At 56.5% G+C, this 14,265-nt stretch carries 9 protein-coding genes, 2 tRNA genes and 2 rRNA genes; 6 read left to right on the top strand and 7 right to left on the bottom strand.

Annotation, left to right across the window (positions count from 1 at the left end):
* Positions 1–39: 39 nt before the first annotated feature.
* The 6 genes from ACA046_RS03625 to aptA all read right to left on the bottom strand — a co-directional run bounded on the left by ACA046_RS03625 (position 40) and on the right by aptA (position 8,494).
* Positions 40–2,933 (bottom strand): 23S ribosomal RNA (locus tag ACA046_RS03625).
* A 248-nt stretch (positions 2,934–3,181) separates the two neighbouring features.
* Positions 3,182–3,257, bottom strand: a tRNA-Ala gene (locus ACA046_RS03620).
* Positions 3,258–3,287: 30 nt separating this feature from the next.
* Positions 3,288–3,364, bottom strand: a tRNA-Ile gene (locus tag ACA046_RS03615).
* A gap of 83 nt (positions 3,365–3,447) precedes the next feature.
* A 16S ribosomal RNA gene (locus ACA046_RS03610) occupies positions 3,448–4,984 on the bottom strand.
* Together the 16S and 23S rRNA genes with 2 tRNA genes alongside form the textbook arrangement of a ribosomal RNA operon.
* Before the next feature lie 627 nt (positions 4,985–5,611).
* Positions 5,612–7,105 (bottom strand): CoA-acylating methylmalonate-semialdehyde dehydrogenase, encoded by a 1,494-nt coding sequence (locus ACA046_RS03605; protein WP_497675922.1) that lies wholly within the window; start codon positions 7,103–7,105, stop codon positions 5,612–5,614.
* 39 nt (positions 7,106–7,144) lie between these two features.
* Positions 7,145–8,494, bottom strand: coding sequence for an omega-aminotransferase AptA (aptA, locus tag ACA046_RS03600; RefSeq protein ID WP_497675921.1), 1,350 nt, complete (start codon positions 8,492–8,494; stop codon positions 7,145–7,147).
* Between the two features lie 126 nt (positions 8,495–8,620).
* On the opposite strand from aptA, the gene ACA046_RS03595 reads away from it, so the two are divergent.
* The 4 genes from ACA046_RS03595 to ACA046_RS03580 all read left to right on the top strand — a co-directional run bounded on the left by ACA046_RS03595 (position 8,621) and on the right by ACA046_RS03580 (position 12,363).
* The gene (locus ACA046_RS03595; protein WP_010174131.1) at positions 8,621–9,541 is read left to right on the top strand and encodes a LysR family transcriptional regulator; all 921 of its coding nucleotides are present in this window, start codon (positions 8,621–8,623) and stop codon (positions 9,539–9,541) included.
* A gap of 86 nt (positions 9,542–9,627) precedes the next feature.
* Positions 9,628–11,022, top strand: coding sequence for a uracil-xanthine permease family protein (locus ACA046_RS03590; RefSeq protein ID WP_459025896.1), 1,395 nt, complete (start codon positions 9,628–9,630; stop codon positions 11,020–11,022).
* A gap of 87 nt (positions 11,023–11,109) precedes the next feature.
* Positions 11,110–11,769: a TetR/AcrR family transcriptional regulator gene (locus tag ACA046_RS03585; RefSeq protein WP_003211175.1), complete on the top strand. Its 660-nt coding sequence runs from the start codon at positions 11,110–11,112 to the stop codon at positions 11,767–11,769.
* A gap of 12 nt (positions 11,770–11,781) precedes the next feature.
* Positions 11,782–12,363: an IMPACT family protein gene (locus ACA046_RS03580; RefSeq protein ID WP_459025894.1), complete on the top strand. Its 582-nt coding sequence runs from the start codon at positions 11,782–11,784 to the stop codon at positions 12,361–12,363.
* A 302-nt stretch (positions 12,364–12,665) separates the two neighbouring features.
* On the opposite strand, the gene ACA046_RS03575 is transcribed toward ACA046_RS03580, so the two are convergent.
* On the bottom strand, positions 12,666–13,058 hold the full coding sequence (locus ACA046_RS03575) for a hypothetical protein (protein ID WP_318302799.1): 393 nt from the start codon (positions 13,056–13,058) through the stop codon (positions 12,666–12,668).
* Positions 13,059–13,141: 83 nt separating this feature from the next.
* On the opposite strand from ACA046_RS03575, the gene ACA046_RS03570 reads away from it, so the two are divergent.
* Positions 13,142–13,492: a MerR family transcriptional regulator gene (locus ACA046_RS03570; RefSeq protein WP_497675920.1), complete on the top strand. Its 351-nt coding sequence runs from the start codon at positions 13,142–13,144 to the stop codon at positions 13,490–13,492.
* 26 nt (positions 13,493–13,518) lie between these two features.
* Positions 13,519–14,205: an SDR family oxidoreductase gene (locus tag ACA046_RS03565; protein WP_076017933.1), complete on the top strand. Its 687-nt coding sequence runs from the start codon at positions 13,519–13,521 to the stop codon at positions 14,203–14,205.
* Positions 14,206–14,265: the final 60 nt, after the last annotated feature.

The following is a 14,265-nucleotide window of genomic DNA, read 5'->3' as shown; positions in this document are numbered from 1 at the left end:
GTTTCCAAGTCAGGAGTAGTCAAATTGCTTGGGTGTTATATGGTCAAGCCTCACGGGCAATTAGTATTGGTTAGCTCAACGCCTCACAGCGCTTACACACCCAACCTATCAACGTCGTAGTCTTCGACGGCCCTTCAGGGAACTCAAGGTTCCAGTGAGATCTCATCTTGAGGCTAGTTTCCCGCTTAGATGCTTTCAGCGGTTATCTATTCCGAACATAGCTACCCGGCAATGCCACTGGCGTGACAACCGGAACACCAGAGGTTCGTCCACTCCGGTCCTCTCGTACTAGGAGCAGCCCCTCTCAAATCTCAAACGTCCACGGCAGATAGGGACCGAACTGTCTCACGACGTTCTAAACCCAGCTCGCGTACCACTTTAAATGGCGAACAGCCATACCCTTGGGACCGGCTTCAGCCCCAGGATGTGATGAGCCGACATCGAGGTGCCAAACACCGCCGTCGATATGAACTCTTGGGCGGTATCAGCCTGTTATCCCCGGAGTACCTTTTATCCGTTGAGCGATGGCCCTTCCATACAGAACCACCGGATCACTAAGACCTACTTTCGTACCTGCTCGACGTGTCTGTCTCGCAGTCAAGCGCGCTTTTGCCTTTATACTCTACGACCGATTTCCGACCGGTCTGAGCGCACCTTCGTACTCCTCCGTTACTCTTTAGGAGGAGACCGCCCCAGTCAAACTACCCACCATACACTGTCCTCGATCCGGATAACGGACCTGAGTTAGAACCTCAAAGTTGCCAGGGTGGTATTTCAAGGTTGGCTCCACGCGAACTGGCGTCCACGCTTCAAAGCCTCCCACCTATCCTACACAAGCAAATTCAAAGTCCAGTGCAAAGCTATAGTAAAGGTTCACGGGGTCTTTCCGTCTAGCCGCGGATACACTGCATCTTCACAGCGATTTCAATTTCACTGAGTCTCGGGTGGAGACAGCGCCGCCATCGTTACGCCATTCGTGCAGGTCGGAACTTACCCGACAAGGAATTTCGCTACCTTAGGACCGTTATAGTTACGGCCGCCGTTTACCGGGGCTTCGATCAAGAGCTTCGCGTTAGCTAACCCCATCAATTAACCTTCCGGCACCGGGCAGGCGTCACACCCTATACGTCCACTTTCGTGTTTGCAGAGTGCTGTGTTTTTAATAAACAGTCGCAGCGGCCTGGTATCTTCGACCGGCATGAGCTTACGGAGCAAGTCCTTCACCCTCACCGGCGCACCTTCTCCCGAAGTTACGGTGCCATTTTGCCTAGTTCCTTCACCCGAGTTCTCTCAAGCGCCTTGGTATTCTCTACCCAACCACCTGTGTCGGTTTGGGGTACGGTTCCTGGTTACCTGAAGCTTAGAAGCTTTTCTTGGAAGCATGGCATCAACCACTTCGTGTTCTAAAAGAACACTCGTCATCAGCTCTCGGCCTTAGAATCCCGGATTTACCTAAGATTCCAGCCTACCACCTTAAACTTGGACAACCAACGCCAAGCTGGCCTAGCCTTCTCCGTCCCTCCATCGCAATAACCAGAAGTACAGGAATATTAACCTGTTTTCCATCGACTACGCTTTTCAGCCTCGCCTTAGGGACCGACTAACCCTGCGTCGATTAACGTTGCGCAGGAAACCTTGGTCTTTCGGCGTGGGTGTTTTTCACACCCATTATCGTTACTCATGTCAGCATTCGCACTTCTGATACCTCCAGCAAGCTTCTCAACTCACCTTCACAGGCTTACAGAACGCTCCTCTACCGCATCACCCGAAGGTGATACCCGTAGCTTCGGTGTATGGTTTGAGCCCCGTTACATCTTCCGCGCAGGCCGACTCGACTAGTGAGCTATTACGCTTTCTTTAAAGGGTGGCTGCTTCTAAGCCAACCTCCTAGCTGTCTAAGCCTTCCCACATCGTTTCCCACTTAACCATAACTTTGGGACCTTAGCTGACGGTCTGGGTTGTTTCCCTTTTCACGACGGACGTTAGCACCCGCCGTGTGTCTCCCATGCTCGGCACTTGTAGGTATTCGGAGTTTGCATCGGTTTGGTAAGTCGGGATGACCCCCTAGCCGAAACAGTGCTCTACCCCCTACAGTGATACATGAGGCGCTACCTAAATAGCTTTCGAGGAGAACCAGCTATCTCCGAGCTTGATTAGCCTTTCACTCCGATCCACAGGTCATCCGCTAACTTTTCAACGGTAGTCGGTTCGGTCCTCCAGTTAGTGTTACCCAACCTTCAACCTGCCCATGGATAGATCGCCCGGTTTCGGGTCTATTCCCAGCGACTAGACGCCCTATTAAGACTCGCTTTCGCTACGCCTCCCCTATTCGGTTAAGCTCGCCACTGAAAATAAGTCGCTGACCCATTATACAAAAGGTACGCAGTCACCCAACAAAGTGGGCTCCCACTGCTTGTACGCATACGGTTTCAGGATCTATTTCACTCCCCTCTCCGGGGTTCTTTTCGCCTTTCCCTCACGGTACTAGTTCACTATCGGTCAGTCAGTAGTATTTAGCCTTGGAGGATGGTCCCCCCATATTCAGACAAAGTTTCTCGTGCTCCGTCCTACTCGATTTCATGACTAAGAGATTTTCGCGTACAGGGCTATCACCCACTATGGCCGCACTTTCCAGAGCGTTCCGCTAATCTCAAAGCCACTTAAGGGCTAGTCCCCGTTCGCTCGCCACTACTAAGGGAATCTCGGTTGATTTCTTTTCCTCAGGGTACTTAGATGTTTCAGTTCCCCTGGTTCGCTCCATACACCTATGTATTCAGTGTAAGGTAACCATCTTATGATGGCTGGGTTCCCCCATTCAGACATCTCCGGATCAAAGTCTGTTTGCCGACTCCCCGAAGCTTTTCGCAGGCTACCACGTCTTTCATCGCCTCTGACTGCCAAGGCATCCACCGTATGCGCTTCTTCACTTGACCATATAACCCCAAGCAATCTGGTTATACTGTGAAGACGACATTCGCCGAAAATTCGATAATACTCAATTAAGAGCAACTCACAAATTTTACCTTAGCCTGATCCGTTACCAGTGAAAGTAACGTTCAGTCTATCTTTCTATCACATACCCAAATTTTTAAAGAACGATCTAATCAAAGACTAGAAATCAACATTCACCATCACAACGATGGAATGCTCATTTCTAAGCTTTACATGACAGAAGCAGTAGTGGTGGAGCCAAACGGGATCGAACCGTTGACCTCCTGCGTGCAAGGCAGGCGCTCTCCCAGCTGAGCTATGGCCCCGTATTTCTACAGGCGTTTCCCACACAAAATTGGTGGGTCTGGGCAGATTCGAACTGCCGACCTCACCCTTATCAGGGGTGCGCTCTAACCAACTGAGCTACAGACCCAATTTCGGGCTGCTTCTTTATCGTCTTCTTCAATGAATCAAGCAATTCGTGTGGGAACTTATGGAGCAGCTGATGTCGTCGATTAAGGAGGTGATCCAGCCGCAGGTTCCCCTACGGCTACCTTGTTACGACTTCACCCCAGTCATGAATCACACCGTGGTAACCGTCCTCCCGAAGGTTAGACTAGCTACTTCTGGTGCAACCCACTCCCATGGTGTGACGGGCGGTGTGTACAAGGCCCGGGAACGTATTCACCGCGACATTCTGATTCGCGATTACTAGCGATTCCGACTTCACGCAGTCGAGTTGCAGACTGCGATCCGGACTACGATCGGTTTTCTGGGATTAGCTCCACCTCGCGGCTTGGCAACCCTCTGTACCGACCATTGTAGCACGTGTGTAGCCCAGGCCGTAAGGGCCATGATGACTTGACGTCATCCCCACCTTCCTCCGGTTTGTCACCGGCAGTCTCCTTAGAGTGCCCACCATTACGTGCTGGTAACTAAGGACAAGGGTTGCGCTCGTTACGGGACTTAACCCAACATCTCACGACACGAGCTGACGACAGCCATGCAGCACCTGTCTCAATGTTCCCGAAGGCACCAATCTATCTCTAGAAAGTTCATTGGATGTCAAGGCCTGGTAAGGTTCTTCGCGTTGCTTCGAATTAAACCACATGCTCCACCGCTTGTGCGGGCCCCCGTCAATTCATTTGAGTTTTAACCTTGCGGCCGTACTCCCCAGGCGGTCAACTTAATGCGTTAGCTGCGCCACTAAGAGCTCAAGGCTCCCAACGGCTAGTTGACATCGTTTACGGCGTGGACTACCAGGGTATCTAATCCTGTTTGCTCCCCACGCTTTCGCACCTCAGTGTCAGTATCAGTCCAGGTGGTCGCCTTCGCCACTGGTGTTCCTTCCTATATCTACGCATTTCACCGCTACACAGGAAATTCCACCACCCTCTACCATACTCTAGCTCGTCAGTTTTGAATGCAGTTCCCAGGTTGAGCCCGGGGATTTCACATCCAACTTAACGAACCACCTACGCGCGCTTTACGCCCAGTAATTCCGATTAACGCTTGCACCCTCTGTATTACCGCGGCTGCTGGCACAGAGTTAGCCGGTGCTTATTCTGTCGGTAACGTCAAAACAGCAAAGTATTAATTTACTGCCCTTCCTCCCAACTTAAAGTGCTTTACAATCCGAAGACCTTCTTCACACACGCGGCATGGCTGGATCAGGCTTTCGCCCATTGTCCAATATTCCCCACTGCTGCCTCCCGTAGGAGTCTGGACCGTGTCTCAGTTCCAGTGTGACTGATCATCCTCTCAGACCAGTTACGGATCGTCGCCTTGGTGAGCCATTACCCCACCAACTAGCTAATCCGACCTAGGCTCATCTGATAGCGCAAGGCCCGAAGGTCCCCTGCTTTCTCCCGTAGGACGTATGCGGTATTAGCGTCCGTTTCCGAACGTTATCCCCCACTACCAGGCAGATTCCTAGGCATTACTCACCCGTCCGCCGCTCTCAAGAGAAGCAAGCTTCTCTCTACCGCTCGACTTGCATGTGTTAGGCCTGCCGCCAGCGTTCAATCTGAGCCATGATCAAACTCTTCAGTTCAAACATCTTTGGGTTTTTAAGAAACCCTAAACTTGGCTCAGCAATCGTTGGTTACATCTTTGATTTCTCGCGGAGTAACTTGTGATGCTGATAATCTTGTTGACTATCAGTCTGACTCCACAAGCACCCACACGAATTGCTTGATTCAGTTGTTAAAGAGCGGTTGGTTAAGATCTTTCGTCTCAACCGAGGCGCGCATTTTACAGCAGCCTCTGTTGCTGTCAAGCGGTTTTTTTAAGAAGTTTTCAAAGTTTCCTTTGTAACTTCAACCACTTGCGCTTCCGATCTCTCGTTAGCGGGAGGCGAATTCTACAGCGTTACACGCTGCTGTCAACACCTCTTTTTCTCCGCTTTCGACCGAGAAGATCGAACCGTTAATAGGGCTAAACAACACGTCCTTACTAACTCCTTCTGGGCTTCGATGATCTGAAGCAGCTCGCTATCGAAACCTACATAACTCTTTGTTTACCAAGGAGTTTTCCGTTTCGACTGCGCCGGAAGTGGGGCGAATTATAGACTTCCAGAATCTGCCGTCAACACCTTTTTTTCACAATACTGTCATATCGGTCAAAAAAGCCCTGAAAAGCAAAGGCCGGCCCCAAGGGACCGGCCTTCTACTTACCGAACCTACAAACTAGGAAAGGCAAACTGCGACGCTTCATGGCTGGCCCGTTGCGGCCAGCGCTGGGTAATCGCCTTGCGACGGGTGTAGAAACGCACCCCATCCGGCCCATAAGCATGCAAGTCGCCAAACAGCGAACGCTTCCAGCCACCAAAGCTGTGATACGCCACCGGCACTGGCAGCGGCACGTTGACGCCAACCATGCCTACTTCAATCTCGTCACAGAACAACCGCGCAGCTTCACCGTCACGGGTGAAGATGCAGGTACCGTTGCCGTACTCGTGATCGTTGATCAGCTGCATGGCCGCTTCCAGGCTATTCACCCGAACAACGCACAACACCGGCCCGAAGATTTCTTCTTTATAGATGCGCATCTCAGGCGTCACGCGATCAAACAGGCAGCCACCCAGGAAGAAGCCGTCTTCATGACCGGCAACACTCAAGCCACGACCATCGACTACCAGTTCGGCCCCCGAAGAAACGCCGTCTTCTATATAGCCGCTGACCTTGTCCCGCGCCTGACCGGAAACCAGCGGCCCCATGTCCAAGCCACAGGTAGTGCCCGCACCGATCTTCAGCGCCTTGATCTGCGGCACCAACTTGGCAATCAACGCATCCGCTACCTGGTCGCCAACACACACGGCAACAGAGATCGCCATGCAACGCTCACCGCACGAACCATACGCCGCGCCCATCAAGGCGCTGACCGCGTTGTCCAGATCCGCATCCGGCATCAGCACCGCATGGTTCTTCGCCCCGCCCAACGCCTGTACACGCTTGCCGCGCTTGGTCGCTTCGGAATAGATGTACTCGGCAATCGGTGTCGAACCCACAAAGCTCAACGCTTTGACTTCCGGCGCTTCAATCAGCGCATCCACCGCGCCCTTGTCGCCGTGCACCACACTCAGCACACCTTTAGGCAAGCCCGCGTCCTGCAACAGTTGTGCAATCAGCAGCGTCGAGCTTGGATCACGCTCCGACGGCTTGAGGATGAAGCAGTTACCGCAGACGATCGCCAGCGGATACATCCACAACGGCACCATCGCCGGGAAGTTGAAAGGCGTAATACCGGCCACCACACCCAATGGCTGGAAGTCAGACCATGCGTCAATGTTCGGGCCAACATTACGGCTGTACTCACCCTTGAGGATCTCCGGCGCCGAGCACGCATACTCAACGTTCTCGATCCCACGCTTCAGCTCACCCGCCGCATCTTCCAGAGTCTTGCCGTGCTCTTCGCTGATCAGCTGGGAGATACGCGCTTCGTTCTGCTCCAGCAACTGCTTGAAACGGAACATCACCTGGGCACGCTTGGCCGGTGGCGTGTTGCGCCAGGCCGGGAAGGCAGCCTTGGCCGAGTCGATGGCACTTTGAATGGTTTCACGGCTGGCCAACGGCACCTGGTGAATCACCTGGCCAGTCGACGGGTTGTACACGTCAGCCGTGCGACCGTTTTCGGTCACCAGTTGGCCGTTGATCAAATGCTGGATGAGGCTCATGCAGGGCTCCTGAAAAGTTGTTCTATATAGAAGGAGAAATCAGTCGATCTTGTTCAGCACTTCGCCGACCGCATCGAACAAGCGATCCAGGTCCTGCGGCTTGCTGTTGAAGGTTGGCCCGAACTGCAAGGTATCGCCGCCAAAGCGCACGTAGAAGCCGGCTTTCCACAAGGCCATGCCGGCCTCGAATGGACGCACAATCGCATCACCGTCACGCGGCGCAATCTGGATCGCACCGGCCAGGCCGTAGTTACGAATGTCGATCACGTTCTTGCTGCCCTTCAGGCCGTGCAATGCATTTTCGAAATGCGGTGCGACTTCGGCCACGCTCTGCACCAGGTTTTCCTTCTGCAGCAGGTCGAGTGCCGCCAGGCCGGCCGCGCACGCCACCGGGTGAGCCGAGTAGGTGTAGCCGTGTGGGAATTCCACCGCGTACTCAGGCGTCGCCTGATTCATGAACGTCTGATAAATCTCGGTACTGGCAATCACAGCGCCCATCGGGATCGCGCCGTTGGTGACTTGCTTGGCAATGCACATCAGGTCGGGGGTCACACCGAAACTGTCGGCACCAAACATCGAACCGGTACGACCGAAGCCGGTGATCACTTCGTCGAACACCAACAGGATGTTGTGTTGATCGCAGATCTCGCGCAGACGCTTCAGGTAACCCTGCGGCGGAACCAGCACGCCAGCAGAGCCCGCCATCGGTTCAACAAACACTGCGGCGATGTTCGACGCATCGTGCAACTCGATCAGCTTGAGCAGCTCATCCGCCAAGGCAATACCGCCCAACTCCGGCATGCCACGGGAGAACGCATTGCTCGCCAACAGGGTGTGAGGCAGATGGTCAACATCCATCATCGCCTGACCAAAGATCTTACGGTTGCCGTTGACGCCGCCCAAGCTGGTACCGGCGATGTTCACACCGTGATAACCACGGGCACGGCCGATCATCTTGGTCTTGGTCGCCTGGCCCTTCAGGCGCCAGTACGCACGCACCATCTTCACGGCGGTATCGGCACACTCGGAGCCTGAGTCGGTGAAGAACACGTGGTTCAGGTTGCCCGGGGTCAGGTCGGTAATCTTTTCTGCCAGGTGGAACGACAACGGATGACCGTATTGGAAGCCCGGCGAGTAGTCCAACGTCCCCAACTGCTTGGAGACCGCTTCCTGGATTTCCTTGCGGGTGTGCCCGGCGCCGCAGGTCCACAGACCCGACAGCGAGTCATACACCTTGCGCCCCTTGTCATCGGTCAACCAGCTGCCTTCGGCCGCTACAATCAGGCGCGGGTCACGATGGAAGTTGCGGTTGGCGGTGTACGGCATCCAGTGCGCGTCCAGCTTCAGTTGGCTGGCAAGGGTGGACGGAGCGTTCTCGGGCATGTTCATGAGCAAAACCTCGCAAGGCGAAAGGCAGCGTAGGGATTTGAAAAGCGTTGTTGCAGCTAAATTGCCACGGGGATAAAGTCGGTGAAATCCAACTCTTCTAACCTTCAGTCAGGCCTTCACTAAACTATGAGCAGCCGTCGACCCGACCCTCTGGCCCAAGTCAGCGACTTCGATATCCGCCTGTTGCGCATCTTTCGCAGCGTGGTGGAATGCGGTGGCTTCTCGGCGGCGGAAACCGTTCTGGGGATTGGTCGCTCGGCCATCAGCCAGCAAATGAGTGATCTTGAACAGCGCCTTGGCCTACGCTTGTGCCAACGCGGGCGTGCGGGTTTTTCCCTGACCGAAGAAGGACGCGAGGTGTACCAGTCGGCGTTGCAGCTGCTCAGCGCCCTGGAAAGTTTCCGCACCGAGGTCAACGGCCTGCACCAACACTTACGTGGCGAACTGATCATCGGCCTGACCGACAATCTGGTCACCCTGCCCCACATGCGCATCACCCACGCGTTGGCACAGTTGAAGGAGCGCGGCCCGGACGTGCAGATCCAGATCCGCATGATCGCCCCAAATGAAGTCGAACAAGGTGTGCTCGACGGTCGCCTGCACGTTGGCGTAGTCCCCCAGGCCAGCGCCCTGTCGGGGCTTGAATACCAGCCGCTGTACAGCGAACGCTCGCTGCTCTACTGCGCAGTCGGCCACCCGCTGTTTTACGCCGACGACAAGCAACTGGACGACGAACGCATCAACAGCCAGGACGCCATAGCCCCGACCTTCCGCCTGCCCGCCGATATCCAGGCGCACTACCAGGCACTCAATTGCACCGCCAGCGCCTCGGACCGCGAAGGCATGGCCTTCCTGATCCTGACCGGCCGCTACATCGGCTACCTGCCCGACCACTACGCCAGCCTGTGGGTACAACAAGGCCGACTGCGTGCGCTGAAACCGGCTACACGTTTTTACGATTTGAGCCTCGCTTCGGTCACGCGCAAGGGCCGTCGCCCTCATTTGGTGCTGGAAAGTTTTCTCGAAAGTCTGGCCGCAACGCGCTAACACGGGCCTTACAGAAAAACCTGAGCAACTGGACAGCTTTTTGCAAGGCAAGGGGATCTCGAACCATCAGCCATGAGCTCCCCACCATGCCGCCAGAATCCGAAAACCCCAGCGACCTGATCTACGGCCTCAACGATCGGCCCAAACCTTTGCCTGCATTGCTTGCCGCGTTGCAGCATGTATTGGCCGCCTTTGTCGGCATCATTACTCCACCGCTGATCATCGGTTCCACCCTCGGTCTCACCGCCCACCTGCCCTACCTGATCAGCATGGCGTTGATGGTTTCTGGTGTAGGCACATTCATCCAGGCGCGTAGGCCATTTGGGATTGGCGCCGGGATGATCTGCCTGCAAGGCACCAGCTTCGCGTTTCTCGGTGCGGTGTTGTCGGCAGGTTTCCTGGTCAAGCAACGCGGCGGGAGCCCGGAAGACATCCTGGCGATGATCTTCGGCGTGTGCTTCTTCGGCGCCGCAGTGCAGGTGGTGTTGAGCCGCTTTATCGGCCAACTGAGAAGAGTGATCACGCCCTTGGTCACCGGCATCGTCATCACCCTGATTGGCATCAGCCTGATCAAGGTCGGCATCACCGACTTGGGCGGCGGCTTCAACGCCCCGGACTTCGGCGCCCCGACCAACCTGGCACTCGGTGTGTTCGTGGTAATGACCATCATCCTGCTCAACCGCTCGAACACCCCATGGGTACGCCTCAGCGCCATCATCATCGGCCTGGCTTTGGGCAGCCTCGCCGCCTGGTTCAGCGGCAAACTGGTGCCGCAGGCCCTGCCTGACCTGCCATTGATCAGCCTGCCTACACCATTCCACTTCGGTTTCAACTTCGACTGGAGCGCTTTCCTGCCGGTGGCGCTGATTTATCTGATCAGCACCATCGAAACCGTCGGCGACCTCACTGCCAATTGCATGATCGCCCGCCAACCCATCAGCGGCCCGTCTTATATAAGCCGGCTCAAGGGCGGCGTGCTGGGGGACGGTATCAGCTGCATGATCGCCGCTACCTTCAGCGCCTTTCCCAACACGACCTTCGCCCAGAACAACGGCGTGATCCAACTGACCGGCGTCGCCAGCCGTTACGTTGGCCTGTACATCGGCGTGGTGCTGTTTTGCCTCGGGCTGTTTCCGCTGATTGGCGCGGTGCTGCAACAAATCCCCAAACCGGTACTCGGCGGGGCAACCCTGGTGATGTTCGGCAGCGTCGCCGCTGCCGGTGTGCGCATCCTCGCCCAAGCCCCGCTGGACCGACGCAGCATGCTGATCATCGCCACCTCGTTCGGCGTCGGCCTCGGGATCGCCGCCCAGCCAAACCTGCTGCACCTGATGCCAACGCTGGTGCAAAACCTGTTCGACTCCGCCATCACCAGCGGCGGCCTGACCGCCATTGTGTTGTGCCTGTTGCTTCCTGAACCCAAGGCCACCGCGGATGCCGCAAACCAGGCCCTGGAAAGCGACACTCTGGAGCCGCTTTGACGGTTTTATCGTATCGGGACTTGTCTGGGGCTTGAGGGTGGGTTATCTGTGCACACGTCGTATTCATCGATCTGCACGGAAACCTCCATGAGCCTCGAAGTTCCTGCCCACAGCAACCACGCCGGAAAACCTGCAAGCCGCATTCGGCAAAAGAACGAACAAGCGATTCTGCAGGCCGCCGAAGACGAGTTCGCCCGTCATGGCTACAAAGGCACCAGCATGAACACCATCGCGGCGAGTGCCGGGTTGCCGAAAGCCAACTTGCACTACTACTTCACCAACAAGCTGGGCCTGTACATTGCCGTGCTCAGCAACATCCTCGAACTCTGGGACAGCACCTTCAACACCCTGACCGCCGAGGATGACCCTGCTGCGGCCCTGACCCGCTACATCCGCACCAAGATGGAATTCTCCCGGCGCCAGCCACAAGCCTCGCGGATCTTTGCGATGGAGATCATCAGTGGCGGCGAATGCCTGACCGAATATTTCAGCCAGGACTACCGCGCCTGGTTCAGCGGTCGTGCGGCGGTGTTCCAGGCCTGGATCGACGCCGGCAAGATGGACCCCATCGACCCCGTGCACCTGATCTTCCTGCTGTGGGGCAGCACCCAGCATTATGCCGACTTCGCCACGCAGATCTGCCGCGTGACCGGGCGCACCAAGCTGACCAAACAGGACATGGAAGACGCCGGCACCAACCTTATCCACATCATTCTCAAAGGCTGTGGCATCAAGCCCGCCCTCTAAACGAAGTTACCCATGCCTTTCACGCTTACCGGCCTTTGCGAGTTTCGCGAAGAAATTCGCAAAAGCCGCTTCATTACCCTCGCCGCCCCCATCAGCAGCCCCCAGGACGCCCAGGCCTTCATCGACCAGCACAGCGACCTGAACGCTACGCACAACTGCTGGGCCTGGAAACTCGGCGATCAATACCGCAGCAACGATGACGGCGAACCCGGCGGCACGGCCGGGCGCCCGATCCTGGCCGCGATCGAAGCGCAGGATTGCGACCAAGTCGTAGTGCTGGTGATCCGTTGGTACGGCGGCATCCAGCTGGGCACCGGCGGCCTGGCCCGGGCCTACGGCGGCGGCGCCAACAAATGCCTGCAAGCCGCCGAACGCGTCGAGTTGATCAAACGTGTGCCGCTGAGTTGCTCCTGTGGTTTTGCCGAGCTGCAGTTGGTGAAACTGCGAGTGGCCGAACTGGGCGGGCTGGTGGTTGAAGAAGTCTTCACCGCCAATGGCGTCGACCTGCAACTGGCCCTCGGCGAAGCCCATATTGACACCCTGCAAACCCAGCTCGCCGACCTGAGCCGCGGGCGCATTCTACTGGAGCGCTGAAACTGCCCACATCTACTGTGCACCCGCCTGTGGATAACCTGAGCACACTCGCCTGTAACCCTTCTGTCACAAGGCTTTCAGCCGGTTGTTCAGTTTTTGCTCAGCCCGTCACACTAAAGTATTAATCCGGCTCAAAAATAGTCAGTTAGGCGGGTTATGTCCTTTAGAACAAAGGGTCGCAGCGCTTATATCCACCGATCAGGCTTGCGCACAATTACTGTGGAGCAACCTGTGGATAACCCGTGCAAGAGTGAGCCGGCAGCAGAGCCCGCAACGCCCCGGCGCAACTGAGCGTTTTTTGATCAATTTGCTGCCCGGCGCACCGGCATCAACTGCGCCACCGCCCACAGCACTTCAAACACCACGACAACCACCAACACTAGACTTGCGCCGTGGGCCAGCGCGTAAATCTGCCAAGTCGCAAATAACACCCGGCCGGCGGCGTCATAGCGGCCGAATATCGCTTGGGGATCACGGATTCGCAGCACCGACCACACGCACACAATCGAGCCCATCAGGTTGGCCATCAACATATGCACAGGCGCGAACGGCGGCAGTTCGCCGGGCAGATTCAACGCCACCAAAGCGTTATGCAGTAGAACAAAGGTCCAAGGGGTGACCAGCGCCGCGGTGACGATCAAATCGTACCAACCGCTGGCCCGAACCAGTTGACGGTATTGGTGTGCAGTCCACATAGCAGCAAGCTCCTTCAATTCAAGAAGCCAGCACGCTAAAGCCTGGAGTATGCTCCAGGGTCAAGCCCCTTCGAGTCCTCCGCATGCGTATCGGCGAATTAGCCCAGGCCAGCCAGGTCAGCCGCGACACCCTGCGCTTCTACGAACAACGCGGGTTGATTGCCGCGCAACGCAGTGCCAACGGCTACCGCGACTATCTCGCCGACATGGTGCAGTTGGTGCTGTACATCAAGACCGCCCAGCGCCTGGGCTTCAGCCTGGCTGAAATCGGCAACAGCGTCGGCGCACTATGGCAAGCTCCAGATCCCGACAGCGCCGTAACCCAACTGTTGCAAGATAAGCTCAACCTGATCGAAACCCGCATCGCCGAACTCGACCAACTGCGCCAGGAGTTGCAGCAAAGGCTCGGCCAGCGTTGTCCACTGAACCCGTGAACCTCCATCGTCAAAGGAAGCCATTCATGTCCACTTCAAAAACCGCACTGATTATCGGCGCCTCCCGGGGCCTGGGCCTTGGCCTGGCCAAGCAACTGCTGGCGGACGGCTGGGACGTGACTGCCACCGTGCGCGATCCGCAAAAGGCCGATGCCTTGAAAGCCCTGGGCCCGGTTCAGATCGAAAAGCTCGACATGGATGACCAACAGGCCGTGATCGCCCTGAGCCAGCGCCTCAAGGCAAAAACCTTCGACCTGCTGTTCGTCAACGCCGGCGTCAAAGGCCCGGCCAATCAGGAACCGGGCCACGCCACCCTGGCCGAAGTCGGCCAACTGTTCTTCACCAATGCCGTGGCGCCGATCAACCTGGCCCAGCGTTTTGTCGGGCAGATCCGCCCGGATACTGGCGTGCTGGCGTTCATGAGTTCGATCCTCGGCAGCGTGACCATCCCCGACGGCTCGGACCTGGCCCTGTACAAAGCCAGCAAGGCCGCCCTCAACTCCATGACCAACAGCTTCGTTACCCAGTTGGGTGATCAGAAATTGACCGTGCTTTCCTTGCACCCGGGCTGGGTGAAAACCGACATGGGCGGCGAAAACGCACACATCGACGTGCCCACCAGCGTGCGCGGCCTGATCGATCAGGTAAATGCCTACAGCGGCAAGGGCGGCCATCACTTTGTGGACTACAAAGGCGAGACCATCGCCTGGTAAAAAACCGCGATCGTTATCGGCCGATTGCCGCCGATAACGATCCACACGTAAACTGCGCAC

It is taken from the genome of Pseudomonas sp. LBUM1641 (assembly GCF_059716235.1).
Note: the sequence above shows the minus strand (reverse complement) of the source record. Positions and strands in the feature narration are given on the sequence as shown.